Below are 24,891 nucleotides of genomic sequence, written 5' to 3' on the forward strand. Positions count from 1 at the left end.
ATCAATTGAATCAATAAAAAAAAGGAGGCTCAAAGGCCTCCTTTTTCGTTTTAGGTAGTTCGAATGGCTTCTACCGGGTCTAGCCTCGCAGCTAAAGTGGCCGGAACAATACCCGCGACTACCCCTATGGCAGACGATACACCAAGTCCCAAGATGATATTTTTGAAGGATAGAATCAGGTCCAAGCTACCGAGTGGTACGAAACTCAATAGAAAAACGAGAATGATTCCTGTGCCTCCGCCGATTAGACTCAAGAAAATCGCCTCAAATAAGAACTGGAAGAGAATAAAGTAATTTCTTGCACCCAGCGATTTCTGAATGCCGATGATATTGGTTCTTTCCCGTACAGAGACAAACATGATATTGGCAATGCCAAATCCACCGACCAAAATGGAAAACCCGCCAATTACCCAACCGGCTACAGAAATCACATCGAAAATTGACCCGATAGCATTTTGAATAAATTCTGTTTTGTTCAAGGCAAAATTATTCTCCTGAGTGGGTTTAAGTCCTCTTTTTGCTCTAAGGAGCCCGGTCATTTCATTTTCCAGAGCGACCAAACCGACATCTTCTGCCAGCCCTTTTGCTGCGATCGTAGGCTCCAAGCCATTTCTGCCCGTATAGTACATTTTTGTGAAGGCCCCGTAAGGAATCAAGCAGGCTTCATCTTTTGATGGCAGTTCTAGAAATCCCTCACCTTCCTCCTCAAAAATCCCGATCACCACAAATTTCATCCCTTTTATCTTTACTTCTTTTCCGATGGCCGGCTGATTGGGAAAAAGGGTGTTGGCTATCTTTTTACCAATGATGGCCAAATTTCTGGAGGCTTCGATTTCTGCTTCTGAAAAATACCGTCCTTCTTCTAGGACAATTTCATATACTTCTTGGTAAGAATGTACGACTCCTGTCAAGGCCATGCCCTCGAAGGCATTGCTTCCGGCTTGGATGGTGGTGTTTGATGAAGCAGAGATGGTCACCCCTTGCGCATTTTTGATGCGATCTGACAGAAACCGGTATTCGGAGAGTGTGGCTGTGGGTCGTCTGAAATACTTCCACCAAGGAAAATCAGGGCCTCCTCCTTCAAATGGAAAACGGTCCACCCGCATTACATTTGTACCAAGGAATGCAAAAGAGGAACGGATTTTGGTCTCTAATGAATCTACTAGGGTGAATACGGTGATAATGGCGAAAATCCCGACCGTTACTCCCAAAAGGGAAAGGATAGTCCGGGTGAGATTGGTGCGGAGTGCATTGATGGCAAAACGGAAACTTTCCCAGGTGAGGCGGAAAAACAGCATGCGATGAATAGTTGGTTTAAAACAATTTGGTAAGTTAGGCGAATTTGGACATTATTGTTGTTAACTTTGCACTTTTTAAAGCAAAAACCAAGCGAATTTAAAGAGAATCCAATCAAAAGCACCCTAGAAAATCGAGTATGACTTGTTCCTTGCACATTGGGATTGCCCCGCCTTCTTGGAAAGCTGCTCGAAATTCTATCCTCCTGTTTGCAAAAGCAGGTCTGACCATAAAAATCAAATAACTACAGATGAAATTATCAGATTTCAAATTTGACGTCCCTAAAAAACTAATTGCTCTATATCCAACCGACAACCGGGATGAATCCCGATTGATGGTCGTCCACAGAAAAACCGGACAGATCGAGCATAAAAACTTCAAGGATATCCTTGAGTACTTTGGCGATGGTGATGTTTTCGTTACCAACGACACCAAGGTTTTTCCTGCCAGATTGTATGGAAATAAGGAGAAAACCGGGGCTCAAATTGAGGTGTTTCTCTTAAGAGAACTGAATCCTGATTTGAAGCTTTGGGACGTTTTGGTAGATCCTGCAAGAAAAATCAGAGTTGGTAACAAATTGTATTTTGGAGACAGCGACTTGGTAGCTGAGGTCATCGACAATACTACCTCAAGAGGCAGGACGATCCGGTTTCTTTTTGACGGAACTCCGGAAGAGTTTGAAAAGACCATCGATTCCTTGGGTGAAACCCCGCTTTTGAAGGAAATCATTGACCGAAAGGTAGAGCCTGAGGACAGAGATCGCTATCAGACTGTATTTGCCAAAAATGTCGGCGCAGTGGCAGCCCCTACTGCTGGACTTCACTTTACTCCACAATTGCTGAAAAGATTGGAATTGAAAGGGGTGGAAGTCACTCCGATTACCTTGCATGTGGGTTTGGGTACTTTCCGACAGGTAGATGTAGAAGATCTGACCAAGCATAAAATGGATTCAGAAAACTACAATATTCCTGAAAAGACCGTGGAATTGGTCAATGAGGCATTGGATGCCAAAAAGCGGGTTGTAGCTGTAGGTACCACATCTCTTAAGACCATCGAATCTTCTGTGACTGCAGGAGGAAGGCTTAAAGCATCTACCGGATGGACTGACAAATTCATAATCCCTCCTTATGATTTCAAAATTGCCAATTCCCTGATCACCAACTTCCACTTGCCGGAGTCCACTCTTTTGATGACTGCAGCGGCCTTTGGAGGGTATGATTTGATCATGAAAGCATACAAAGAAGCCATCAAAGAGAAGTACAGATTCTTCTCTTATGGTGACGCCATGTTGATTCTATAAACTAAAAAGCTCCGAAAGGGGCTTTTTTTTAGCCCTTATGTTTTGGTTTTTTGATCACCCGAATAGAAAATAATTTGCCATGAAAAAAGCGGCGATTTTGGTAGCAGGAGGAAGAGGTACCCGAATGGGAGGGCCGGTTTCCAAGCAGTATCTCCCAGTGGGTGGATTGCCGGTTTTGATGCATACGCTTCGGATTTTTAATAGCTCCGTCCCGGAAGCTGAATTGATTTTGGTGCTACCGGCAGATGATTTTGATTATTGGAATTCTCTTTGTCAAGCATTCGCATTCGATATCCCTCATCAAGTCGTAGCAGGTGGGAATTCACGATTTCAATCTGTTAGAAACGGTCTTCATGCTTTGGCTCCGGATACTCAATTAGTGGCTATTCATGACGGGGTACGTCCTTTTGTCAAGGAGGAAGTCATCAAGCAAAGCTTTGAAGTGGCTCAGCAATCGGGGAGTGCGGTGGCTGTAGTAGCCTTGAAGGACTCTATCCGGAAGCTTTCTGATGATGGAAAAAGCTCATTCCGGGAAAGACAGCGCTACCGATTGGTGCAGACTCCTCAGACTTTTCAGGTAGAAAAGATTCTCAAGGCCTTTCAAGTCACCGAAATCCCTGAATTCACCGACGATGCTACTGTCTATGAGCATCAGGGATGGCAAGTCAGCCTGATAGCAGGGAATCCGGAAAATATCAAAATCACCACTCCTGAGGACATGGAGTTTGCTGAGTTTTTGATTTCAAAGAAAAAAGACTGAGCCCTGCAGATTCACCGACTTTTTGGTGGGCTTTACCGACTTTATCCCCAAGTCTGCCTATTGCCTATTTAGAGCAAGGAATGGGTTGGCTAGTTTTGGTCCCATCATATAAAACCGAAACAAACCATGAACCAACTCAGCAAAAAAAACAATGACGGCAGCATTGCGATAGGATTTATCATCCTAGGTATCGGGGTCATCCTCCTTCTCAGAAAACTCGGCTTTTTTATCCCAGGATGGGTGCTTTCCTGGCCGATGATTTTGATTGCAATAGGGGTTTTTACCCTGATTAAGCATGAATTCAGAAGCTTTTTTGGAGCAGTGATGCTCTTCTTGGGTAGTTATTTTCTCCTCCGAAATGAATTTGGATTTGACTTTGGACTAGGTCAATACATCTGGCCGTTGGGACTGATTGTTTTGGGGATTTATCTGATTACCCAAAAAAGAAGGGAAAAGCAGGTGCTTGAGGATATTCGGCAAAACTGGCAGAATAAAAACTCAAAATCTTCCTTTGGGAGCTCCACAGTAGAGGATGCCAAAGTGGTCGATGAGACCGGCAGCTCTGCCTTTTCTTCAGAAGATAGCACTTATTCTGACTCCGGATTTACTCGAACTACGGGCACTTCCTTCCATGACCGATTAAATATCGACGCGATCTTTAGCGGAGTCAATCGGAAGTTTATGTCCAAAAACTTTCAGGGTGGAAAAATCACCGCAGCTTTTGGTGGGGCGGACTTGGACTTGACCCAAGTGGATTTCAATGGGGTGATCACCATTCAGGTCGACATCATCTTTGGTGGGGTCAAATTGTTCGTGCCTCCTCATTGGGATATCCGAACTGAGGTGACCAACATTGCCGCAGGACTGGAAGACAAGCGGTTTTTCAGAGAAGGCGGAGTGGATACATCCAAAGTCGTGGTCCTGAAAGGAACGATCTTGTTTGGAGGTTTGGAAATCAAATCCTTTTAACGACCTTAAAAGTCTCTTTTAAACCTCTTTCACTTGCTACTACACGCTTTTTCCAATCCCAATTTGGGAAAATGGGTCATCCCGGGAGCCGGATTCATCTGGTTTCTGGGATGCTGTTTTTTGTTGATTGATTGGGGATTGGATTCATTTCTAGCCGGGGCAGATGCCCTGATTTATGCATTGCTTTTTGTAGGCGGAGTGATGATTTTGGATCAGGTTTTCAGCTTGATTTCTCCCAAAGGCAAGAATATTTGGCTCATTTTTTTTCTGCCTATCAGTCTGAGTTTCATTTCAGTTTGGATTCACCGCTGGGTGATGGATTGGTATGCGAATGAGCCGGGATACCGTGAGATGCTGGATGCCCAGCTTTACCTTCGCTGGGCCGTATTGGGTTTGGCTGAGCAGATGGTTGCCTTGTTGGCTTTGGCAGTTTCTCAGCTGGAAAGACAAGAGGAAATCAATCGTCGGGAATCTCAGATGCTGGAACTGGCCAAAGAGGCAGAACTCACTCAGCTCAGGCAGCAGCTTCAGCCCCATTTTTTATTCAACAGTCTCAATTCCATCAATTCTCTGGTCGTGTCTCAGCCTCAGCGGGCAAGAGAAATGGTTCTTTTACTCTCTGATTTTCTGAGAGGGACCATCCGGAAGGACTTGCAGGCCAGAATAGAACTCAAAGAGGAGCTGCAGACGCTAAAGATGTATTTAGAAATCGAGCGCATCCGGTTTGGACATAGATTATCCGTGGATTTTCAGATCGGTGAGGGTACAGCCGAAATCCGTGTCCCCCAGCTTTTGATCCAGCCTTTGGTAGAGAATGCCATCAAGCATGGCTTATATGGAGTAGCAGGGGAAGTGAAAATCGAAATCAGTGCCCAACAGGATGGGAATTACCTGATTTTGGAAGTAAAAAATCCCTTTGACCCGACAGCCTCTACCCAAAAAGGCACTGGATTTGGGCTAAGTTCGGTAGAGCGCAGGCTATTTTTGATCTTTGGACGAAAGGATCTGCTCCAAAAGTCAGCTCTGGAAGAGGTCTTCCAAGTCAAATTAAAAATTCCCATATTTTAAACTCTATCCCCCCTTTTCAATGATCAAAACCATCATCATCGACGACGAACCACTAGCAGCAGAGCTGGTCAAGGAATATCTGATGGATTATCCGCAGATTGAAGTGATTTCGGTTTGTCAGGATGGGTTTTCCGGATTCAAAGCTATCCAAGAGCATAATCCTGAGCTGATTTTTCTGGATGTGCAGATGCCCAAAATCACCGGATTTGAAATGCTGGAACTGCTGGATGAAGCTCCGGCAGTGATCTTTACTACGGCATTTGACCAATATGCCCTGAAGGCCTTTGATGCCCAAGCCTTGGACTATCTGCTCAAGCCTTTTTCCAAAGAGCGATTCAGACAAGCTATGGAAAGGGCAATGAATCAGCTGGGGAAAGTGGAGTCCGAGGAGGAGTCTGGACTACAGTCTCTTGCTGAGAAAAGTGACCGATTAGTGGTTCGGGTCAAAAATGACATCAAAATTATCCCTGTCCAATCTGTACGCTATTTCGAAGCTGAGGACGATTATGTAGGTATCCATACCGAAGAGGGGAAGTATCTGAAAAAAATGACGATGAAGCAGCTGGAAGATAGCCTGGATGCTGGAAAGTTTGCTCGGGTCCATCGATCATTCCTGATTAATTTGAACGAAATCACAGGAATAGAGCCCTATGAGCGGGAGAGCTACTTGGCAAAGCTGAGATCCGGGGAGAAGATTCCAGTAAGTAAATCAGGCTATGCTAGGCTGAGGCAGGTTTTGGGACTTTGATTCTTTAATGCCTTTACCACTAATTCAGAAAACGAAAAACCCTGCAATCGCAGGGTTTTTTTTAGTATTCGTCTTCGTTGAAGAAGAAGTCGTCCTTGGTAGGATAGTCAGGCCAAATCTCCTCGATGGTTTCGTAAGGTTCTCCATCGTCTTCAAGTTCTTGGAGATTTTCCACTACTTCAAGTGGAGCGCCGGATCGGATGGCGTAGTCAATCAGCTCATCTTTGGTGGCTGGCCAGGGAGCGTCCTCAAGGTAGGAAGCAAGTTCAAGTGTCCAGTACATAGGATTTATTTTAAGGTGTTCCGGATTTTAAGAATGCAAGAATAGTAAATTTTTGATTATGTAGGTTCTACTCATTATCTGGGAGAAAGTTGCTTTAGGATATAATTTTTTACATCCACTTTTCTTTTCAGTCCAGAAAGCTTTTTTCTCATCATCATTTCGAAGTCTGGAGTCTGTACACGGAAGTTTTCGGAGTTTTCTTGCATGGTCTGCAATTCTCCTTGATCTCTGTGCATCAAATCCTTCAAAATGGCTGTTTTGATCTGAATTTGCTCGTTTAGAGGCTTGTCGTCGAAGTCCGGGTATTTTCCATGGGCGAGTCTTTCGAGGAAGGCTTTTTCGAAAACGATATCCATGAAAAACTGGTAGGAACGTGCAGGGAGATTTGCCTCTTTTGGTTTTCTTGGGGGAAGTTTTTTCCAATCTTCCTGAATGGCTTTGGCGCGCTCAGTGATCGCTCGGCTGCTGGGCTGATGAGCCATTTTTTTCAATTCTTCTACCATTTGTTCGATTTTCCGAACCACCTCCCTTGGATGCATTTGTGGTCCTGGGTTCATCGTACGCTTGAATCTGGAGAAAATCCGATTGTTCAGCTTGGAAAATTCATCCCATAGGGGTTGTCGTCTTTCAGCAGGGACTTTACCGGCTTCTTTCCATTCTTTTTGGATTCGCTTGGAGATTTCAAAAGCCATTTTGGCATCCGGTAAGTCGTGCGCTTCTCTAGCTTGGACTACAAGTGCCTCGTAGACTTTGATGTTTTCCTCAGCCTGAAGGGCCAAGCCCTCAAAGAAATGTCTTCTGTTTTCAAAGAAAGTCTGAACGGCCTCATTGAACTGCGTCTCAATTTCTTCGTGGATTTCTTTGTCCACCGGCCCGGTTTTGATCCAGCGGAGCTTCAAGTCTTTGAATTTCTCTGCAGTTTCCTTCCAGTCGGTATCATTCTTCATCGCCTCAGCTTCCAAAATCAAGCCCTTCTTCACTTCCAGGTTTTTGGTTCTGTTGGCTTGAATGATCTCATTCAGGTAGGTTTCCTGCTGATTGAGCTCTTCGATTAAGGGGATAAAATCTCCTAATGCGTCTGTGGCATACAAGGAATCTCTGAGATGAATCAACTTCATCAGGAAGGAACCTTTGTTTTGATTTTCCTGAATGTCAGCTTTGAGCTTCTCGACTTTTTCTTTGACCTGCTCAAATCTTGCCTCAAAATAACTGATAGTGGATGCCTCGTCTTCTTTCACTTCGCCGATTTCACGGTCTGGCTTTCCCAAAAATCCCTTCAAAAAGACTTTTCCGTCTTTGATATACCCGTACGGATGATCCATCTCAATTCAATAGGTTATAGGTGGTCGTTTTCAATTTTTTGCAAAATAACCAATTACCCCTCATTAATCCTAAAAGAGGGATATTTTTGCCATCTTTGCCCACTTAGATCCAAAAAGCTGAAAAGACACCTATGAGCGCAGAAAAAATCATCTTTTCCATGGCAGGGGTATCCAAAGTGTACCCGCCTCAGAAGAAAGTTCTCAAAGATATTTACCTCTCATTTTTCTATGGAGCCAAAATCGGAGTGCTCGGACTCAACGGTTCGGGTAAATCCTCCCTTCTACGAATCATAGCCGGAATCGACAAAGATTTCCTCGGCGAGGTAGTTTGGTCTCCCGGCTATACCGTCGGAATGCTGGAGCAGGAACCTAAGCTTGACCCAACCAAAACCGTCAAAGAAGTAGTGGAAGAAGCTGTGGCTGACACGGTCAACCTGCTGAAGGAATTTGAAGAAATCAACGAAAAATTCATGGATCCGGCACTGATGGACGATCCGGATGCGATGAACAAGCTGATCGAGCGTCAGGGTGAAGTCCAGGAAAAACTGGACGCAGCCAATGCTTGGGAACTGGACGTGATGCTGGACAAAGCGATGGATGCTTTGAGACTTCCCCCATCTGATGCCAATGTGGCTAATCTTTCCGGAGGGGAAAAGCGTAGGGTAGCCCTTTGCCGTCTTCTGCTTATGGAGCCGGATGTGCTTCTTCTTGACGAACCTACCAACCACTTGGATGCGGAATCCGTCCACTGGCTTGAGCAGCACTTGCAGAATTATAAGGGTACGGTCATTGCCGTGACTCACGACCGATACTTTTTGGATAATGTAGCCGGTTGGATTTTGGAGCTGGATCGGGGAGAAGGAATTCCTTGGAAAGGAAATTATTCTTCTTGGCTGGAGCAAAAGCAAAATCGACTAAAGCAGGAAGAAAAAATCGAATCCAAGCGTCAGAAGACCTTGGAGCGGGAATTGGAATGGATTCGAATGTCGCCCAAAGCACGACAGTCCAAAGGCAAGGCCCGTCTAAATGCTTATGATAAGTTGGTCGGAGAAGAAGCAAAAGAGAAAGAAGCGAAGTTGGAACTCTTCATTCCCCCGGGACCAAGATTGGGTGCCAAAGTCATTGAGGCAAATAATGTTTCCAAGGCTTATGGGGATAAGTTATTGTTTGAAAACTTAAGTTTTGCTTTGCCACAGGGCGGGATCGTAGGAATCATCGGGCCGAATGGTGCAGGTAAAACTACCTTATTCAAACTGATTACCGGGCAGGAAAAACCGGATTCAGGCAATTTTGAGGTAGGAGAGACTGTGAAACTGGCTTATGTGGATCAAGAGCATGACTCCTTGGATCCAAATAAATCGGTATACCAGATTATTTCCGACGGGAACGAACTGATGAAGCTGGGTAACAAGGAAGTGAACTCCCGAGCTTATGTTTCTAAGTTCAACTTTGCCGGAGCGGATCAGGAAAAGAAAGTTGGGGTACTTTCCGGAGGGGAGCGGAACCGGGTTCACTTGGCCATGATGCTGAAAGAGGGCGGCAACTTGCTGCTTTTGGACGAACCGACCAACGACTTGGATGTAAACACGCTACGAGCTTTGGAAGAAGCTTTGGAAAACTTCGGTGGCTGTGCGGTGATCATTTCCCACGACCGTTGGTTCCTCGATCGAATTTGTACGCATATTCTGGCTTTCGAAGGAGATTCTCAGGTGTATTGGTTTGAAGGCAACTTCTCCGATTACGAGGAAAACAAGAAGAAGCGAATGGGTGATGTGACGCCGAAGCGAATTCGGTATAAAAATCTGAAGTAACCTTTGAGGTCTCTCAGATCTCGAAGGTTTGTGCCAATAAAGTAGGCAGTCTCAGTAGGCAGATGGTCAGCCTGACGGAGTCGAAGGCTTTATTGCAGAAGTTTATAATAAGAAGTCTGAAAATAGCCCCCTGGAGAAGAAATTCTCGAGGGGTTGTTTTTTGGATTAAATTTTATTTTTTTAGGTCTTAAACCATTTTTGACCAATGAGTAGCAGGAGGTTTTATTTTCATTTGGGAATCATTTTTGTCGCCTTTTTGATTGGAAGCCTTTCTTTATGGCATAGTGGGATTTGGTCGAATGGAGAAAGTAAAGTGCCCAATTTCACAGCAATAGCTATGGTCCTATTGATAATTGGGCAGGGAGGTATGCTTTTGACTGGACTTAAAAAAAATAGGAGCTAGGTTAATAGCATGGAAAGGAAGGATAAAAGTCTTTTAATCGCATACACTGTTCTTTTCACAACTTCGCTATTAATTGGGGGATTTTCATGGTGGTACAAGGGACTTGTGCCTGAGGGAAAAAATTATCCGAATCCCGTGGTTATTTCTATGTTTTTACAATCGGTATGGCTTGGAGCAGGTATAATTATTCAAGGTAAAAAGCTTCGGGATACCAGTATTAGAAAAAATTAAGCCATGAAAACGCTACTTCTCCTGATTTTATTTTCTCTTTTATTTCTTCAAAAAGCCGAACGAGACCCGCGATTGATTGGGAAATGGACGATGCTTTTCTCAAAAGATGCAAATGGAGAAATAGTCAAAGATGAGTTTTATGGAAAGAACTATGTCGAAACCTTCACCAAGGATGGAAAATGGATCATTGATCCCCAGTTCTTGAGAGATGATGCCAAAAGACTCGGGGTAAATGCTCCTATTGATTATTCTGCGATTCCTACGTTCCAATGGAAAACTATCGACAATCAAATCCTGGAAATGAATACCAGTGAAGGAAGTCGCCAAAACCGATATGGATTCTTAGGGGATACCCTTATTTTCGGCTATTCTAATGGTCAAACGAGATATTTGCTAAAGCGAAAATGAGTAAGAAAATCATCGATCGGCTCTACGGCCTTCCTTTTGTCCTGATCATTCTGATATTGCTAATTAAGTATTTGGACATTTTCCCAATTCCCAATTGGGTCTTAGGTCTTGTGATAGCCTGGGGAGCAATTGCTTTTTTTGTTGAGGGGATGAGGCAGCGGAAAAAGAAGTCTTAATCTACGCCAAAGAAATCTTTCGACGGCTGCATCATCCATTTCCACACAGGCATCACCATTATCCCATCCAATAGATCCTCCTGATTCCAAGTTAGCAAAATACCTTTGTGAGCCTGAGTCTCTTCTAAGGCTGCTTTCAAGCCTTTCAATTCTCGTTGGAGATTGTCCGAGTTCAAGCTCCAGCACACCTGTATTGCCCCGATGATTTCCTCATTCCATTTTACTACAAAATCGCACTCCGAATCTTTGTTTTGGAAATACTGGATTTCTTTGAAGGATCTGCGGAGATGCAGGTAAACATAATTTTCCAGCTTTCTTCCCAAATCCTTGCTGAACGAGAGGGAATTGGCTGAGGCCAAAGCCGGGTCCACGCAGAAGGCTTTTTTGGGGTTGGCCAGCTGTTTGCGTATCGAGGGAGAATACATGGGGATGAGATCAAACAGGTAGCTTTCCTCGAGATAATCACAATAGTCGATCACAGTACGAACGGATTTGATTTCCAACAAACTACCCATTCGGGAATAGCTGAACGGCTTACCTACATTAGAGCATAGGAATACACCCAAGCGAATAAGGGCTGTCTCGTTGCTGATGTTTCTTCGGACAGCCACATCACGGGTAAGGATGTCACGAAACAAGGTCCTCAAGTAATCTTGATCCTGATTTTGCAAATACTCCGGAAAGCCTCCGGCAAGAAAATAGCTTTCGAAGCTCTCTTCTCCAGGAGAGAGCTTTTTGAAAAGCAAAAACTCAGCATAGCTGAAAGGGAATAGTTCGATCTGCTTGTATCGTCCCGTCAGGCGAGTACCTAGTTCTCGGCTTAGCATGCTGGCATTGGAACCGGTGATGTAGAGCTTTTGGCCTTTTTCGTGAAGTGATCTGGCAAAGATCTCCCATCCAGCCACACTTTGGACTTCATCTAGAAGGATGGAGCTTTTGCCCAGTTGATCTCTTAGTTGTTCCAATTTGGGGAAATCAGCGGCCTCAAAATCCACCAATCGGGGGTCTTCAAAGTTTAGATAAAGTCCCGGTGCATCCGAGGGAAGACTTTTACGGATCAGAATACTTTTTCCGCAGCGTCGTACTCCGCTGACTACAAGTATTTGATTGCTTTCCAAAGGGATAGACTCCTCCCTTGAGATGAGCTGTTTTTGGAGAAAATTCTGGTTTTGCTCCTCGATCACTTGGGCTAATAGCTCTATTTGTATCATTTAAGTTACTGTAAATCAATACAAATATAAAAGCTTGTATTACAAATACAAGATATCTTGTATTTGTAATACAAGCTTTTATAAGATCAGCCTATTTTTTGACCAAATGGGAAAGGAATGGAAAAATATAATCAGTTAAATGGGTATTCTATTTTAGATGGTTCAAACTGAGATCTGGGTGCTGATCAATCCTTACATTGAGTTAAATCATATTTTAATTTCTGCATTTTCCAACTTTGATCATCATTCTTAAATCTTACATCTAAATCACCAGATTTCTTAATAATGGAGTCTCCCTGACTTATATTTTCCCAAAGTATGCTTCGACCATTTTTCCCAATGTTGAGATCAAGTGTAAGATTCAAGGAGATGGTTTCCCCATTATCATCCATAATTTTTAACCCGTGATAATTCCGGTCCCAACTTCTGAGAAATTTTTCAGTTACCACACCATTTAATTGAATTGATTGGATTTCCAAAACATGTTCACAATAGTTGAAGCTTTTACCAAAGATAAATAATCCTAAAAGTGAGCCGAAGATTATCGTTCCAGTTACCTCAAGTACACTCGTCACTCGGTTTAATTTTCGCTGTTCATTTCCTTGGAAAATTTCTGGAAGTCTCTTCATAGCATTGCTAAATATTGATTTTAAGGCTATTTAAAAAGATTTTCCCTCAGTGGAAGATGATTATAACTATTTCCTCCTCAATTCCAGCACGGTAATCTCCGGCCAAATCCCCACTCTTCCGGGAAAGGCTAAAAACCCAAAACCTCGGTTGACATGGAGGTAGCGACCCAATTCTTCGTAAAGGCCGGCCCATTTTGAATAGCGAAGGGAAGCGGGACTCCATTTGATCCAACCCGGAATCTCGATTCCAAATTGCATCCCGTGGGTATGTCCACTCAGCGTGAGGTGGATGAATTGGCTGAAGTTTTTGACCACCTCGTCAAAGTGGGAGGGATCGTGACTCATCAGGATTTTGAAGCTTTTCTCTTTCAGATTGGCGGTTGCTTTGTTTAGGTCCCCATATTGAGCAAAGCCTTTCCCCCAGTTTTCCACCCCGATCAAATCGATGCTCCCATTTCCTCTTTGGAGTTGAAGGTTTTCATTGCGAAGCAGTTTGAAGCCGAGTTCTTCGTGAATCTGAAAGAGTCGCTGAAGATTTTGGACCTTGGCTTCTCTGCTCGGCCATGCCATGTAATCTCCATAATCATGATTTCCCAAGATAGAATACTTACCCATGGGAGCCTTGAGTTTTTGAAAAGTCTCGATCCATGGTTCCATTTCTCCCGAGTGGTTATTGACCAAATCACCGGTGAAAAGGATAATATCAGACTCTTGCTGATTGATCAAGTCTACCCCATACTCCAACTTTTTCTTGTTGTCAAAGCTTCCGGAGTGAATATCCGAAATCTGGGTGATGGTAAAGCCATCAAATTCCTCAGGCAGATCGTCGAATTCCAAGGTATGCTTCATCACCCGATATCGATATTTTCCGATCAAAACTCCATGCAGAATTCCCACAAAAGGAATAGCTGCAAGGGCCAAAGCTGCCTGACTGACGAATTTTCTGCGGTCAGGCAGAAAATCACCCTCTTTATTTCCTGTCAGAGACTGGTAAGTTCCTGTAAAAAAACGGGTTATGTCTTCTCCAAAAAGGAAGGTCAAAATGATCAGTTTCGGAATTAGAGATAGAATCAGCAAAGAAACCATCCTTCCAAAATTGGGATTCATCGCTTCCCTATTGAATGTCAAAAAGCCATAGGCAATGAATAGGTAAACAAAAAGGGAAAAGACCCAATAGCCGATTTTCACCCAAAACTGCGTGGGAAAGAGGGTTTTGAAAGCCTGATAAGCATACCAATCAATCAGGCCGATAAATAAGATGAAGAGGAGGATTCGAAGGATAATGGCAAGCACTGGGTTTAGTTTTTTTAGATTATAGTAACTCAAGCTGAACTGAGTTGGTTCTGTGATTTTTGAGTAACGAAATACCTCAACGAGTCAAAAGTCATCAGGTTGGGATTCTTACGTTAAATGTTCTGCGAAGAGCTCAAGTGAGAAAACTCTAGATTATTAATCGGGCCTTTCCTATTTCTTCATTTTGCTTTTTGGAGGTTTTCTGAGATTTCCATCGGCTTTTCCCTTTCTTTGTGCCGGAATTTTTGTCCAAACCAGCCTATTGAATCATGAGACAGCTACTCCTTAGACCCGGAGCAGAAGAACTTTCTTACGAAATCCGAGGAATCGTCAAAAAAGCCCGACAAATTGAGGCTTTGGGTTTTCCTATCACTTGGGAAAACATCGGAGACCCTATCCAAAAAAGCAATCATGTGCCAGATTGGATGAAGGCGATCATAGCAGACCTTCTGAAGGAAGATAAAACCTATGGCTATGCCGATTCCAAGGGAGTGTTGGAAACCCGGAAGTTTTTGGCTACACTCAACAATGAAAAAGGAGGAACTCAGATTACCGCTGAGGACATTTTGTTTTTCAATGGTTTGGGAGATGCGATTGCCAAATTATATCAATTCTTGGTTCCAACGGCCCGAATCATAGGTCCTTCCCCGGCTTACTCTACCCATAGCTCGGCTGAGGCTGCCCATGCCAATACGGCCCCGATTACCTACAGACTCGATCCGGATAATCAGTGGCTACCGGATATGGAAGACCTGTATCTCAAGGTCAAATACAATCCTTCGATTGTCGGCATCTTGATCATCAATCCTGACAATCCCACTGGGATGGTGTATCCCAAGGAAGTCTTGGAAGGTTTTGTGAAAATCGCAGATGAATTTAATCTTCTCTTGATAGCGGATGAGATCTATCAAAACATCACCTACAACGGGATTGAAGCGGTGGCTTTGGCAGAAGTTATTGGTAACCGTCCTGCAATTTCTTTAAAGGGTATTTCTAAAGAATTCCCTTGGCCCGGGGCTCGTTGCGGTTGGATGGAATTTTACAATCGTGAGGCTTCGAAAGAGTTCTCGAAACTTTGCCAGACCTTGGAAAATGCCAAAATGATAGAGGTTTGCTCGACTATTTTACCCCAATTGGCAATTCCACGAATCATGAGCCATCCGGAGTATCATTCGTATAGGGAGCATGCTAATGCGCAAATTGGAAAACGGAGTGACTGGATGCGGGAAATTTTGGGTGATATCAATGGCATCAAGTTTAATCCAACTCAAGGGGCATTTTACAACACCATCGTATTTGATGAGAGACTGCTGTCACCAAACCAATCTCTTCCGGTGGAGGATGAGCGATTGCAAAAGTTATTGGATTCATGGCTCGAAGATCAGGAAATGCCTCTGGATAAACGATTTGTATATTATTTACTTGCCTCAGAGCGAATTTGCGTAGTTCCAATTTCATCGTTTTGTTCGGACCTCAGAGGTTTTCGTGTGACTCTGCTTGAGGAAAAGGAGGAGGTGTTCAAGGATACATTTGAAAGATTGGGAGGGGCTATTCGTAGGTATTTGAATTCTTAAGTAAGAAGTTTTCAATAGGCAGTCTCAGTAAGCAGACTGTCACGGTATTTCTCACTTGAGAATAATTGAATTTCAGAGCTTTTTGGAACCAAATTTCTCTGGATTTTCCATCATATAGTTAAGCAGTCTGCCTATTTCAGTAGCTTCCTTGTCCAGCTCTTGAAAAATGGAGTCAGGAATGTATTTGCAGGCTAATGAAAAATTTAACCAAACCTGAGTTTCGGTATTTTCCATGTCTGCATCACTTAGCTTGGAAATAAAATGTGCTGGATATCTTCTTTTGCGATAACCCTCTCCAATGTTTGTACAAACCGAGCGACTACTTCTACGAATCTGATCAGTAAGGGAATAAGTTTCCTCTTTTGGAAATGTTCTACTGATTTCAAAAATCCTCATTGCCAGTTTGAATGCTTTCTGGTAAACAATTAAGTCTCGATAATCCATGTTTCTCCAAATTAAGTTCTTGGGCTAAACTTCCTACTGTTAACTGTGACTGCCTACTTATTTTAATGATCCCTAACCTTCAGCTTCGGGTCTTTGTCAAATTTTTCCTCTTCCAAAACTGACTGTCCCAACGTGCTCAAATCCGGTTGTCCCGCATTAATCCATGCTGTGTACCAAAAATCAGCAATCATTTTAATGGATTTGCGCATCTGTCTTTCCACCATCCCATCTAAAGCCGTGGCATAAGCCTCGGTGAATTCTCTGGAATAAACTCGAACCGTAAGGCCATTTCGTTCCTCGTAGCTGAATTTTTGATCTTCCGGAAATTGAGCCGTGAGCTCTCTTTCTATTCTTAGTACACTGTCTACCTGGGCATGGGCATTTGCAACTGCTTCCCAGATGGCCAGCTGAGGCTTTTCCACATATTCTGCCTTCCCCACCCAAAATGAATAATCTTTTGCCAATAATTCCGGAACCCGACTTTCCCAAAACCCATGAATTCCTTCCTGTCCGGTAAGCTGACCATTGTAGTTTTTGGTGGTATGAAGCGGCACATTCAAATCTCCTAAGTAATGACCCAAATCAGCGGAAAGTCTAAGGATTGCCGCTTTGTTCTTTTGCTCCATGGCCTTGGTCAAGCTGATAAATGTCAAATAAGCCGACCAGGGACCGATGCCGTGAGCACGGAGGGTATCCTCGGGAAACTTTTGAATGGCTTCCTGCCAATAAATTGGGAGGATAAACAGCGCGCTGTCTCCATAATGATCCAGATCGATGTAGTGTTTTTCAGCCTCCCCCTCTACGGCATATCTTCTGCGGTCAGGGTTGACTGCCTTTTCGGTAATGAATTCCACTTCGGCTTTATAAAGGACCAACATTTCAGGCGGGAGGGAAAATACGGCTTGTCTATTGATCAGAGAATGAGCATAAAATCCCCAAAAAGGCGGCACAAAAAAGTATGAGGTATAAAGAAAACTATAAAGAATAAAAATTTTCATTCCTGAATTTAGGCAAAACATTTCGTTTGGTGGTTTCGAAAAAATGTATCTTTGCGCTTCTGAACCCCATGTTTTTCCGAAGCATCTTCAGAAAAAGAAACCCAGTACGGAATGAATGTTTCAAATTCCTTTGGCAGAATTAATAATTTACAATAACTTTGCACTCCAATTCGGAATAGGGGATCGTAAAGAATTTATTTAAAAACGAGATATGGCAAATCACAAATCAGCTCTGAAAAGAATTCGTGCCAACGAAGCTAAGCGTTTGAGAAACAGATATCAGGCTAAGACCACCAGAACTTTCATCAAAAGGCTTAAGGCTGCTACCGACAAAGTAGAAGCGATGGAGCTTTACAAGAAGGTGTCTTCTATGCTGGATAAACTGGCCAAGAAGAACGTGATTCACAAGAACAACGCCAGCAACAAGAAATCTAAATTGGCTAAATTCGTTAACGCGATAGCTTAATCTTTGGTACCATTTTGCATGCAAAACCTCGGGATTTCCCCGGGGTTTTTTTTATGCCTTTTTCTAACTAAATTTCATTTCACTTTTTAATAAATGCCTATGGATCAATACTTATCCACCAAAATCTCAGAGTTGGCTGAAGAGGACCGGCCAAGAGAAAAACTCCTTTTAAAGGGGAAATCCGCTTTGACAGATGCTGAGTTGATTGCCATTTTGATTGGTTCGGGTACCCGGACCATGAGTGCCGTCGATCTCTCCCGGATGATCCTCCGCAATGTCAATCATGACTTATCTGCTTTGGCAAGGCTATCGGTCAAGGACTTGATGAAATTCAAAGGCATTGGAGAGGCCAAAGCCATTTCCATAGTCAGTGCGATGGAGCTAGGTCGTAGGAGAAAAGATCAGGAGCCTCCTGTCAAGTACAAAATCTCCTCTTCAAAGGATGCCTATGACCTGATGAGGCCAGAGCTGTATGATGAAGTGGTGGAATATTTTTACCTGATTTTATTGACCCGATCCAACCATGTGATCAAAAAGCAGTTGATCAGTCAGGGAGGCACAGCAGGGACTGTAGTCGATCCCAAAATGGTCTTTAAGATAGCTATGGAGCATATGGCCCAGTCCATTATCCTTGTTCATAATCATCCAAGTGGGTCCACTAGTCCTTCCGAGCAGGATAAGAGGCTTACCGAACGGCTTGTCAGAATCGGAAGAGATTTGGATTTGGCAGTGGTAGACCATGTGATTTACTCCGATCATGGCTATTTTAGCTTCGCCGATGAAGGCATCCTTTGATTTATGAAAACTAACCAGATTATTCTTCTTGTAGTAGGAATAGTAGTGATTTCGGCAGTAGCATACATGTTTACAGCTGCTGAAAGCCCCGAAGCCTACATTGAAAAAATTGAAAAAGAGCGGGAGAGGCAGTTTAAATATCTTCGCTTCAATGTGGAATCTCCGCTTACCGAAGATCAAAAGCGGAACCTCCAAACCTTAACCTTTTACGAGATCAATCCAGAATACAAGGTGAAGGCTAGACTTACGCCTATAGAGAGTAAAAAAGTCCGCCAAGTACCCATGACTGACGGCTCCACAGAGCGGTATATCGAGCATTCCTATGCTGAATTTGAATTGGGAGGAAAGACCAATAAGCTGCTTCTTTTACAGTCCGTCAGCGAGAGTGACATGCGAAATTTCTTTTTGGCCTTTGCAGACGAGACAAGTGGGAGAGAGACCTATGGAGGAGGGCGCTATCTCAATGTCCGTCAGGATGGGAAAAACAGCATCACCATTGATTTCAATCTAGCCTACAATCCCTACTGCGCCTACAACCCCGACTATGCCTGTCCTTTGCCTCCAAAAGAGAATCTGCTGACCATATCTATCGAGGCAGGAGAGAAAAATTATGATAAATAATCCTGCCCTCCTGCAATTCTTTTAAATTTGCTCATTGCTTTCTAAGGTGCTTTTGCACCTTTTTTCTTAACCATCGGAGCATCTCCGAGAATGAAAACTTATGAAAATCTCGATTAATCGACTTAAAGAATACATTTCTCTAACTGAAAGCCCAGAAGAAATCGCTGCACTTTTGACTCAATCAGGTCTTGAGGTGGAAGCTGTGGAGGAATTTCAATCCCTTCCAGGAGGCTTGGAGGGCATCGTAATCGGCGAGGTGCTGACTTGCGAAAAGCATCCTGATGCGGATAAGCTAAGCATTACCACGGTGGATATCGGAACAGGTACACCATCGCACATTGTCTGCGGAGCTTCCAATGTCGCTGCTGGACAGAAAGTAGTTGTGGCTACAGTCGGGGCTATGCTGTATCCGACACAAGGAGAACCTTTTGAAATCAAAAAAGCAAAAATCCGGGGTCAAGTTTCCGAAGGGATGATCTGCGCAGAGGACGAAATCGGCATTGGGACTTCCCATGCAGGGATTATGGTTTTGGATACCGATTTGCCCAATGGGATCCCCGCTTCGGCCTACTTTGAGGTGGAAAATGATTCCGTGCTGGAGATCGGATTGACGCCGAATCGTGCGGACGCTGCATCTCACTTAGGCGTAGCCCGTGATTTGAAAGCCCTTCTCCAACGCCCTATTTGCCTCCCTGCCGAAAAGGAACTGAACATCGAGTCTGCTGGACCATCCATCTCTGTGGAGGTGGAAGATGCCAATGACTGTCCGAGATATGCAGGGGTGGTTATTTCTGATTTGAAAGTAGGACCATCTCCTCAGTGGTTGCAAAATTTCCTACGCGCCTTGGACTTGGAGCCGATCAATAACGTGGTGGACATTACCAATTTCATTCTCCACGATTTGGGTCAGCCGCTGCATGCATTTGATGCGGATAAGATTTCAGGAAGAAAAATCATAGTGAAAAAACTCGCTAAAGGGACTTCGTTTGTCACATTGGATGAAAAAGAGCGAAAGCTTTCCGGAGAGGAATTGATGATTTGTGATTCGGAAGGTGGGATGTGTATTGCAGGGATTTTCGGCGGAAAAGGGTCTGGGGTTAGCGATCAGACTACCACCATTTTCCTTGAATCCGCCTATTTCTCACCGGATGTGATCCGAAAAGGTTCTCAATATCACGGTTTGAAAACTGACGCTTCTTTCCGTTTCGAAAGAGGAACAGATCCGAATATTCCTGTCTATGCGATCAAAAAGGCAGTCTCCTTACTTCAGGAAATTGCCGGAGGGAAAGTCGTTTCTGAAATCATCGACTTGTACCCCAATCCAGTTCAGGACTTCGAGGTAGAGGTAGCCTTTGCTCGAATCAATAGGCTGATCGGAAAAGCAATCGAACCCAAGGAGGTGAAAACCATCCTGGAAAGCTTGGATATTCGGGTAGTAAATGAGACTGAGGAAGGGTTTACGGCCATGGTGAAGCCTTATCGGGTGGATGTGACACGGGAGGCAGATATCATTGAAGAGATCCTAAGGATTCACGGCTTTCAGCAAGTTGCTTTGGCTGAAAATCTCAGCACAGACTACCTGGCCGAGCATCCGGTTAAAGACTTGAACAAACTCCAGTATCGTCTTACTGAAATGCTGGCTGGAAATGGCTACTTCGAGCTGATTACCAATTCCCTGACTAAGCCTCAATATGCCGAGAAATCCGGCTTTTTGGATCCAGCGCTCAATGTGGAGATCTACAATAAGCTGAGTGAAGACTTGGGTGTCATGCGTCAGACCCTGCTCTTTTCAGGACTTGAGGTGATGGCACACAATATCAACCGGCGACAGACAGATGTGAAAGGATTTGAGTTTGGGACAGTCTATCAAAAAACCTCCGAAGGCTATCAGGAAGGCAGGAGATTGGCAATTTTCCATTCAGGAAATCGTTCTGCTGAAAGCTGGATCGAATCTGCAAAACCATTTGGCTTTGCGGATCTCTATGCTACCGTAGAGCGGATTCTTGAAAAACTCAATGTGCAGGTGACTCAGGTGACTCCGGTAGAAGCTTTGCCTTTTGCCTATGGATTGGAATTGAAGTTGGGAGAAAAAGTAGTGGCTACTTTGGGCTTGGTGGATGATAAAATCCTCAAGCTGGCAGAAGTGAGGCAGGAGGTGTGGTATGCTGATTTGAACTGGGATTTGCTATGCAAAAAAGCATCCGGACTCAAGCGCTATCAGGAAATCTCCAAATTCCCTGAGGTAAGGAGAGATCTTTCTCTAGTCATTGATAAGGGAATCACCTACGATCAGGTCAAGGCAGTGGCAGAAAAAGCCGGAGGTAAGCTCTTGAGAAGAATCGGAGTGTTTGATGTCTATCAGGGAGATAAGATTGATTCAGGTAAGAAAGCCTATGCCCTGAGCTTTATCTTGCAGGATCAGGAAAATACCCTGACCGACAAGGTAATTGACAAAACAATGAGTAAATTGATCCAAGCCTTTCAGGAACAAGTGGGGGCTGTCATCAGAAGTTGAAAATGATACACGAGGAACTGCAAAAACTGGAGAAACTGGCCGTGCAGGCTGGAAAAAAAATCGAGGCTTTGTCTGCTGAAAATCAGGAGCTAAAAGCCCGTCTTTCTCTTCTGGAGGGAGAAATTCAGGAAAAAGAGCAGGAAATCCATCATTTTAAAAATAAGATTAAAATTAGTAACATTGTGGATAACCGACCGGTGAGTCCAGAGGATGCCACCGAAATGAGTGACTTAATCAATAATTATATACAAGAAATAGATCATTTGATCACTTATCTGTCCGAATGAAATGGAGACGCTGGCAATCAGAGTGAAAATTGGGGACAGGGAATATCCCATGCGAGTCAAGCCGGAAGACGAGGCGAAAATTCGGCATGCTGGAAAACTGATTAATGAAAAATTGAGGAAATATAAGGCGGAGTTTGGCCTGGATGATGCGACTGACCTTTTGGCTATGGTGGCCTTTGATTGTATGGTTGAATCTCTGGAAACCAACGAAGTCAATGCAGAAGACTCTGAGCATATTCAGCGGAGTCTATCCCATATTTCAGCTTTGCTGAGCAAAGCAGTCTAATTATTGACACCCACTCTTTTCTAGCAATTCTTTGGGCCGGTAGGGATCCAATATATAAATAACCCTATGGCAGACGTACTATTTATCATCCTTGCAGCCCTGGCGGGGCTTGGTGGGGGTGCCGCTTTGGCGGGATTTTTCATTAAGAATAAACACGCAAAACTGGAAGAGGAGACTAAAGAAAGAGTCAAATCCATGATTCGTGAGGCAGAATTGAATGCCGAGTCGATCAAAAAGGACAGGATACTCGAAGCAAAAGAGAAGTTCCTGAAAATGAAGGCTGAGTTTGATGAGGAGATGAGCAACAAGAAAAACATCATCATCACCAACGAAAACAAGGTCAAGCAGCTGCAGCAGCAGGTAGCTAAAGAACAAGAGCAAGTCAAGAGGAAAGAAGCAGAACTGGACAGCAAGAAAGAAAATCTCAATGCCCAGCTTCACGCCGTTCAGGTGAAAAAAGAGGAACTGGATCGGGTGACTAATCAGCGAATCGCGGACTTGGAGAAAATCGCCGGATTGACCCGAGAGGAAGCCAAAGAGCAGTTGGTTCAAATGCTGACCGAGGAGGCGAGAACCAAAGCTTCTTCCCAGATGAAGGACATTTTGGATGAAGCCAAACTGACCGCCACAAAACAGGCGAAGAAGATTGTTTTGGATACCATCCAAAGGACCGCTACCGAGCACGCCGTAGAAAACTGCGTGTCCGTATTCAACATCGAAAGTGACGACATCAAAGGAAAAATCATCGGTCGTGAGGGAAGAAATATCCGGACTCTCGAGGCTGCTACAGGTGTCGAAATTGTAGTGGATGATACGCCTGAAGCGATTATTATTTCTGGCTTTGATCCCGTGAGAAGAGAAATTGCCCGGCTTTCCCTGCACCGTTTGGTTCAGGACGGAAGAATTCACCCTGCCCGAATCGAGGAAGTGGTAGCCAAGACTGAGAAAAATATCGAAGAGGAAATCGTTGAAATCGGAGAGCGAACTTGTATTGATCTGGGAATTCACGGATTGCATCCAGAGCTGATCAAAATGGTTGGAAGGATGAGATTCCGCTCTTCCTACGGACAAAACCTTCTTCAGCACTCTAGAGAAGTTGCCAAACTTGCCGCTACCATGGCAGCCGAAATGGGCCTCAATGCCAAGCTTGCCAAGCGAGCTGGATTGCTACATGACATCGGAAAAGTATGGCCGGAAGAGCAGGAATTGCCTCATGCAATCCTTGGAATGGAATTGGCCAAGCGCTACAAAGAGCATCCGGAAATCTGCAATGCTATCGGTGCTCACCACGATGAGATTGAGATGACCTCTATGATTTCTCCGATTGTTCAGGCTTCGGACGCGATCTCAGGTTCCAGACCGGGCGCCCGTCGCGAGATCATGGATAGCTACATCAAGCGATTGAAGGAATTGGAAGATTTGGCTCTCGGCTTTGACGGTGTCAACAAGTGCTTTGCAATGCAGGCTGGACGTGAGCTCAGAATTTTGGTCGATGCAGACCACGTGGACGATCAGACTGCTAGTAAGCTTTCCTTCGATATTTCACAGAAAATAGAAAAGGAAATGCAATACCCTGGACAGATTAAAATCACGGTTATCCGTGAAATGAGAGCGGTCAATTACGCCCGATAATCTTACCATTGCATATCCCGAAAATGGCAATTACCTTAGGTGATTGCCATTTTTATTTGCACATGTTTGGATCCCACCTTTTCATTGACCTGATCAATCAGGCCAGATGGAGGCTTTTCCCCAGGAAAGTTTCTTTTGAAGAAGTACGATTTTTGGAGCAACACTTCTATTATTTCGCTCAGCTGAGAAATCCCCACAAAAGGGAATTTATTCATAGGCTGGAGACGATTTTATCCAGCAAGCGATTTCTGGGAAGAGGAGGATTGGAGGAGGTGACGACAGAAATGGAGCTATTGATCGGAGCGACGATCACCATGGTTGTTTTTGGGTGGAAAAGTCTCAGATTGGCTCATTTCCATACCATTTTGGTTTATCCCAATACCTATTACAGTACGATCAACAAGATTTATCATCGGGGAGAGGTTAATCCCAAGCATGGCTTGATTGTCATTTCCTGGCGGTGCTTTGTAGAAGGTTTGGCAGACAAATCGGATGGGATCAACCTTGGAATCCATGAAGTAGCCCATGCCTTGAAATTAGCCAATTGGATTCAAAATGACGGGGAAAGGGAATTCAGCCCCCAAGCTTGGAAAGAGTACTCTAAATGGGTTCCTGGGGAACTCGCAAAAGTGAAAAGTGGCCAAGGTACTTTTTTCAGAGAAAGTGCTGGCTTAAACGAGCATGAGTTTTTTGCAGTAGCCCTAGAGAACTTCTTCGAGAGAAGCCGGGAATTCAAAGAGTACCATGCTCAGCTCTATCAGTCTCTCGTGCAGCTGCTTAGACAGGATCCTTTGGTTTTGATGGGTTAATAATTAATTGGGTTTTTAGTAAATTTGGTTTAAAGTATATTGAATAATTGCAAATAAGTGATGTGGTTAGCTGCCTAAAAAGCATAAAAAATGGAATCAATTGTAATCACTCCAAAATCAAAGGAAGAATTGGAGAAAATCCAAAGGTATCTTAAGAAGGAAGGTATTTCCTCCAAAAAGTTGAGCGTGGAGGAAAAACTTGATTTAGGTCTTTCAGAAATGATGAAAGAAGTTGATAAAATAAAGCATGTTTCTAAAGACAATATTGATAAGATATTTGAAGGGCTTTGAAAGTTTTATTTTTAGAAGCTTTTGAAAAGGATCTCCGAAAAATTCATGATAAAAAGGTCCTCCGCAGCATCAAAGACCTAATTCAAAAAACAGAGCAAGTGGGTTCGATTAAAGAGCTTTCTGGTTTGAAAAAGTTGGTAGGTTTTAAAGATGCCTTTCGGGTTCGGCTTGGTAATTTTCGAGTTGGGATATTCCTAGATGGTGAAACAGTTACTTTCACCCGAATCGCCCATCGAAAAGACATTTATTCAATTTTCCCTTAAAA

27 protein-coding genes are annotated in these 24,891 nt (G+C 43.8%); 19 read left to right on the forward strand and 8 right to left on the reverse strand.

The features are described from left to right. Nucleotides 1-50: 50 nt before the first annotated feature. Entirely contained in the window at nt 51-1,298 is a 1,248-nt protein-coding gene (locus AAA938_RS06735; RefSeq protein ID WP_338227868.1) for an ABC transporter permease, read from the reverse strand. Nucleotides 1,299-1,546: 248 nt separating this feature from the next. Between AAA938_RS06735 and queA the strand changes: the two genes are divergently transcribed. From queA to AAA938_RS06760, 5 genes are all read left to right on the forward strand, one after another. Then, entirely contained in the window at nt 1,547-2,596 is a 1,050-nt protein-coding gene (queA, locus tag AAA938_RS06740) for a tRNA preQ1(34) S-adenosylmethionine ribosyltransferase-isomerase QueA (RefSeq protein WP_338227869.1), read from the forward strand. A 79-nt stretch (nt 2,597-2,675) separates the two neighbouring features. Further along, complete coding sequence (locus tag AAA938_RS06745) at nt 2,676-3,356, forward strand: 2-C-methyl-D-erythritol 4-phosphate cytidylyltransferase (RefSeq protein ID WP_338227870.1); 681 nt, start codon at nt 2,676-2,678, stop codon at nt 3,354-3,356. Nucleotides 3,357-3,482: 126 nt separating this feature from the next. Further along, nucleotides 3,483-4,325 carry a LiaF transmembrane domain-containing protein gene (locus AAA938_RS06750; RefSeq protein WP_338227871.1) on the forward strand — a complete coding sequence of 281 codons (843 nt, stop codon included), beginning with the start codon at nt 3,483-3,485 and terminating at the stop codon, nt 4,323-4,325. Nucleotides 4,326-4,358: 33 nt separating this feature from the next. Then, nucleotides 4,359-5,393: a sensor histidine kinase gene (locus AAA938_RS06755; RefSeq protein WP_338227872.1), complete on the forward strand. Its 1,035-nt coding sequence runs from the start codon at nt 4,359-4,361 to the stop codon at nt 5,391-5,393. 19 nt (nt 5,394-5,412) lie between these two features. Continuing rightward, nucleotides 5,413-6,141 (forward strand): LytR/AlgR family response regulator transcription factor, encoded by a 729-nt coding sequence (locus tag AAA938_RS06760; RefSeq protein ID WP_338227873.1) that lies wholly within the window; start codon nt 5,413-5,415, stop codon nt 6,139-6,141. A gap of 61 nt (nt 6,142-6,202) precedes the next feature. Here the strand turns inward: AAA938_RS06760 and AAA938_RS06765 are convergent, their stop codons facing one another. Both AAA938_RS06765 and AAA938_RS06770 read right to left on the reverse strand, forming a co-directional pair. Continuing rightward, nucleotides 6,203-6,424 (reverse strand): DUF2795 domain-containing protein, encoded by a 222-nt coding sequence (locus tag AAA938_RS06765; RefSeq protein ID WP_026952747.1) that lies wholly within the window; start codon nt 6,422-6,424, stop codon nt 6,203-6,205. A gap of 74 nt (nt 6,425-6,498) precedes the next feature. After that, nucleotides 6,499-7,746 carry a DUF349 domain-containing protein gene (locus tag AAA938_RS06770; RefSeq protein ID WP_338227874.1) on the reverse strand — a complete coding sequence of 416 codons (1,248 nt, stop codon included), beginning with the start codon at nt 7,744-7,746 and terminating at the stop codon, nt 6,499-6,501. 131 nt (nt 7,747-7,877) lie between these two features. On the opposite strand from AAA938_RS06770, the gene ettA reads away from it, so the two are divergent. The 3 genes from ettA to AAA938_RS06785 all read left to right on the forward strand — a co-directional run bounded on the left by ettA (nt 7,878) and on the right by AAA938_RS06785 (nt 10,775). Beyond that, a complete protein-coding gene (gene ettA / locus AAA938_RS06775; RefSeq protein WP_338227875.1) occupies nt 7,878-9,557 on the forward strand; it encodes an energy-dependent translational throttle protein EttA in 1,680 nt (559 codons plus the stop codon). 637 nt (nt 9,558-10,194) lie between these two features. Then, a complete protein-coding gene (locus AAA938_RS06780) occupies nt 10,195-10,599 on the forward strand; it encodes a hypothetical protein (RefSeq protein ID WP_338227876.1) in 405 nt (134 codons plus the stop codon). Then, on the forward strand, nt 10,596-10,775 hold the full coding sequence (locus AAA938_RS06785; RefSeq protein WP_338227877.1) for a hypothetical protein: 180 nt from the start codon (nt 10,596-10,598) through the stop codon (nt 10,773-10,775). Before AAA938_RS06780 ends, AAA938_RS06785 begins: the two co-directional genes overlap by 4 nt. Here the strand turns inward: AAA938_RS06785 and AAA938_RS06790 are convergent. The 3 genes from AAA938_RS06790 to AAA938_RS06800 form a co-directional block, all read right to left on the reverse strand. After that, the gene (locus AAA938_RS06790) at nt 10,772-11,986 is read right to left on the reverse strand and encodes an ATP-binding protein (RefSeq protein ID WP_338227878.1); all 1,215 of its coding nucleotides are present in this window, start codon (nt 11,984-11,986) and stop codon (nt 10,772-10,774) included. The genes AAA938_RS06785 and AAA938_RS06790 overlap by 4 nt on opposite strands. A 185-nt stretch (nt 11,987-12,171) precedes the next feature. Beyond that, on the reverse strand, nt 12,172-12,615 hold the full coding sequence (locus AAA938_RS06795) for a hypothetical protein (protein WP_338227879.1): 444 nt from the start codon (nt 12,613-12,615) through the stop codon (nt 12,172-12,174). 66 nt (nt 12,616-12,681) lie between these two features. Continuing rightward, nucleotides 12,682-13,941, reverse strand: coding sequence for a metallophosphoesterase (locus AAA938_RS06800; protein ID WP_338227880.1), 1,260 nt, complete (start codon nt 13,939-13,941; stop codon nt 12,682-12,684). 236 nt (nt 13,942-14,177) lie between these two features. On the opposite strand from AAA938_RS06800, the gene AAA938_RS06805 reads away from it, so the two are divergent. Then, nucleotides 14,178-15,482, forward strand: coding sequence for a pyridoxal phosphate-dependent aminotransferase (locus AAA938_RS06805; protein WP_338227881.1), 1,305 nt, complete (start codon nt 14,178-14,180; stop codon nt 15,480-15,482). 72 nt (nt 15,483-15,554) lie between these two features. Here AAA938_RS06805 and AAA938_RS06810 read toward each other — a convergent pair whose 3' ends face one another. Beyond that, nucleotides 15,555-15,926 carry a four helix bundle protein gene (locus AAA938_RS06810; RefSeq protein ID WP_338227882.1) on the reverse strand — a complete coding sequence of 124 codons (372 nt, stop codon included), beginning with the start codon at nt 15,924-15,926 and terminating at the stop codon, nt 15,555-15,557. A gap of 62 nt (nt 15,927-15,988) precedes the next feature. Further along, complete coding sequence (locus tag AAA938_RS06815; RefSeq protein ID WP_338227883.1) at nt 15,989-16,924, reverse strand: zinc dependent phospholipase C family protein; 936 nt, start codon at nt 16,922-16,924, stop codon at nt 15,989-15,991. 211 nt (nt 16,925-17,135) lie between these two features. On the opposite strand from AAA938_RS06815, the gene rpsT reads away from it, so the two are divergent. From rpsT to AAA938_RS20255, 10 genes are all read left to right on the forward strand, one after another. Further along, nucleotides 17,136-17,390: a 30S ribosomal protein S20 gene (gene rpsT / locus AAA938_RS06820; protein WP_338221719.1), complete on the forward strand. Its 255-nt coding sequence runs from the start codon at nt 17,136-17,138 to the stop codon at nt 17,388-17,390. A 99-nt stretch (nt 17,391-17,489) separates the two neighbouring features. After that, complete coding sequence (gene radC, locus AAA938_RS06825; protein ID WP_338227884.1) at nt 17,490-18,185, forward strand: RadC family protein; 696 nt, start codon at nt 17,490-17,492, stop codon at nt 18,183-18,185. Nucleotides 18,186-18,188: 3 nt separating this feature from the next. Next, nucleotides 18,189-18,806: a DUF1684 domain-containing protein gene (locus AAA938_RS06830; protein WP_338227885.1), complete on the forward strand. Its 618-nt coding sequence runs from the start codon at nt 18,189-18,191 to the stop codon at nt 18,804-18,806. 100 nt (nt 18,807-18,906) lie between these two features. Continuing rightward, nucleotides 18,907-21,321, forward strand: a complete 2,415-nt coding sequence (pheT, locus tag AAA938_RS06835; RefSeq protein ID WP_338227886.1) for a phenylalanine--tRNA ligase subunit beta — start codon at nt 18,907-18,909, stop codon at nt 21,319-21,321. 2 nt (nt 21,322-21,323) lie between these two features. Further along, nucleotides 21,324-21,608: a hypothetical protein gene (locus AAA938_RS06840; protein ID WP_338221723.1), complete on the forward strand. Its 285-nt coding sequence runs from the start codon at nt 21,324-21,326 to the stop codon at nt 21,606-21,608. A 1-nt stretch (nt 21,609) separates the two neighbouring features. Then, a complete protein-coding gene (locus AAA938_RS06845) occupies nt 21,610-21,894 on the forward strand; it encodes a cell division protein ZapA (RefSeq protein ID WP_338227887.1) in 285 nt (94 codons plus the stop codon). Between the two features lie 66 nt (nt 21,895-21,960). Continuing rightward, nucleotides 21,961-23,526 carry a ribonuclease Y gene (gene rny / locus AAA938_RS06850; protein ID WP_338221725.1) on the forward strand — a complete coding sequence of 522 codons (1,566 nt, stop codon included), beginning with the start codon at nt 21,961-21,963 and terminating at the stop codon, nt 23,524-23,526. 62 nt (nt 23,527-23,588) lie between these two features. Next, the gene (locus AAA938_RS06855) at nt 23,589-24,335 is read left to right on the forward strand and encodes a zinc-dependent peptidase (RefSeq protein WP_338227888.1); all 747 of its coding nucleotides are present in this window, start codon (nt 23,589-23,591) and stop codon (nt 24,333-24,335) included. A gap of 90 nt (nt 24,336-24,425) precedes the next feature. After that, nucleotides 24,426-24,626: a hypothetical protein gene (locus AAA938_RS06860; RefSeq protein WP_338227889.1), complete on the forward strand. Its 201-nt coding sequence runs from the start codon at nt 24,426-24,428 to the stop codon at nt 24,624-24,626. After that, nucleotides 24,623-24,889: a type II toxin-antitoxin system RelE family toxin gene (locus AAA938_RS20255; protein ID WP_420915728.1), complete on the forward strand. Its 267-nt coding sequence runs from the start codon at nt 24,623-24,625 to the stop codon at nt 24,887-24,889. Before AAA938_RS06860 ends, AAA938_RS20255 begins: the two co-directional genes overlap by 4 nt. Nucleotides 24,890-24,891: the final 2 nt, after the last annotated feature.

The sequence above is a fragment of the Algoriphagus taiwanensis genome, from assembly GCF_036245645.1.
Classification (GTDB): Bacteria; Bacteroidota; Bacteroidia; order Cytophagales; family Cyclobacteriaceae; genus Algoriphagus; species Algoriphagus taiwanensis.

What these genes read in the sequence shown, in the direction of transcription:
- AAA938_RS06735 (WP_338227868.1), bottom strand. Translation starts at nt 1,298, where the DNA reads ATGCTGTTTTTCCGCCTCACCTGGGAAAGTTTCCGTTTTGCCATCAAT.
- queA (WP_338227869.1), top strand. Translation starts at nt 1,547, where the DNA reads ATGAAATTATCAGATTTCAAATTTGACGTCCCTAAAAAACTAATTGCT.
- AAA938_RS06745 (WP_338227870.1), top strand. Translation starts at nt 2,676, where the DNA reads ATGAAAAAAGCGGCGATTTTGGTAGCAGGAGGAAGAGGTACCCGAATG.
- AAA938_RS06750 (WP_338227871.1), top strand. Translation starts at nt 3,483, where the DNA reads ATGAACCAACTCAGCAAAAAAAACAATGACGGCAGCATTGCGATAGGA.
- AAA938_RS06760 (WP_338227873.1), top strand. Translation starts at nt 5,413, where the DNA reads ATGATCAAAACCATCATCATCGACGACGAACCACTAGCAGCAGAGCTG.
- AAA938_RS06765 (WP_026952747.1), bottom strand. Translation starts at nt 6,424, where the DNA reads ATGTACTGGACACTTGAACTTGCTTCCTACCTTGAGGACGCTCCCTGG.
- AAA938_RS06770 (WP_338227874.1), bottom strand. Translation starts at nt 7,746, where the DNA reads ATGGATCATCCGTACGGGTATATCAAAGACGGAAAAGTCTTTTTGAAG.
- ettA (WP_338227875.1), top strand. Translation starts at nt 7,878, where the DNA reads ATGAGCGCAGAAAAAATCATCTTTTCCATGGCAGGGGTATCCAAAGTG.
- AAA938_RS06780 (WP_338227876.1), top strand. Translation starts at nt 10,195, where the DNA reads ATGAAAACGCTACTTCTCCTGATTTTATTTTCTCTTTTATTTCTTCAA.
- AAA938_RS06785 (WP_338227877.1), top strand. Translation starts at nt 10,596, where the DNA reads ATGAGTAAGAAAATCATCGATCGGCTCTACGGCCTTCCTTTTGTCCTG.
- AAA938_RS06790 (WP_338227878.1), bottom strand. Translation starts at nt 11,986, where the DNA reads ATGATACAAATAGAGCTATTAGCCCAAGTGATCGAGGAGCAAAACCAG.
- AAA938_RS06795 (WP_338227879.1), bottom strand. Translation starts at nt 12,615, where the DNA reads ATGAAGAGACTTCCAGAAATTTTCCAAGGAAATGAACAGCGAAAATTA.
- AAA938_RS06805 (WP_338227881.1), top strand. Translation starts at nt 14,178, where the DNA reads ATGAGACAGCTACTCCTTAGACCCGGAGCAGAAGAACTTTCTTACGAA.
- AAA938_RS06810 (WP_338227882.1), bottom strand. Translation starts at nt 15,926, where the DNA reads ATGGATTATCGAGACTTAATTGTTTACCAGAAAGCATTCAAACTGGCA.
- AAA938_RS06815 (WP_338227883.1), bottom strand. Translation starts at nt 16,924, where the DNA reads ATGAAAATTTTTATTCTTTATAGTTTTCTTTATACCTCATACTTTTTT.
- rpsT (WP_338221719.1), top strand. Translation starts at nt 17,136, where the DNA reads ATGGCAAATCACAAATCAGCTCTGAAAAGAATTCGTGCCAACGAAGCT.
- radC (WP_338227884.1), top strand. Translation starts at nt 17,490, where the DNA reads ATGGATCAATACTTATCCACCAAAATCTCAGAGTTGGCTGAAGAGGAC.
- AAA938_RS06830 (WP_338227885.1), top strand. Translation starts at nt 18,189, where the DNA reads ATGAAAACTAACCAGATTATTCTTCTTGTAGTAGGAATAGTAGTGATT.
- pheT (WP_338227886.1), top strand. Translation starts at nt 18,907, where the DNA reads ATGAAAATCTCGATTAATCGACTTAAAGAATACATTTCTCTAACTGAA.
- AAA938_RS06840 (WP_338221723.1), top strand. Translation starts at nt 21,324, where the DNA reads ATGATACACGAGGAACTGCAAAAACTGGAGAAACTGGCCGTGCAGGCT.
- AAA938_RS06845 (WP_338227887.1), top strand. Translation starts at nt 21,610, where the DNA reads ATGGAGACGCTGGCAATCAGAGTGAAAATTGGGGACAGGGAATATCCC.
- rny (WP_338221725.1), top strand. Translation starts at nt 21,961, where the DNA reads ATGGCAGACGTACTATTTATCATCCTTGCAGCCCTGGCGGGGCTTGGT.
- AAA938_RS06855 (WP_338227888.1), top strand. Translation starts at nt 23,589, where the DNA reads ATGTTTGGATCCCACCTTTTCATTGACCTGATCAATCAGGCCAGATGG.
- AAA938_RS06860 (WP_338227889.1), top strand. Translation starts at nt 24,426, where the DNA reads ATGGAATCAATTGTAATCACTCCAAAATCAAAGGAAGAATTGGAGAAA.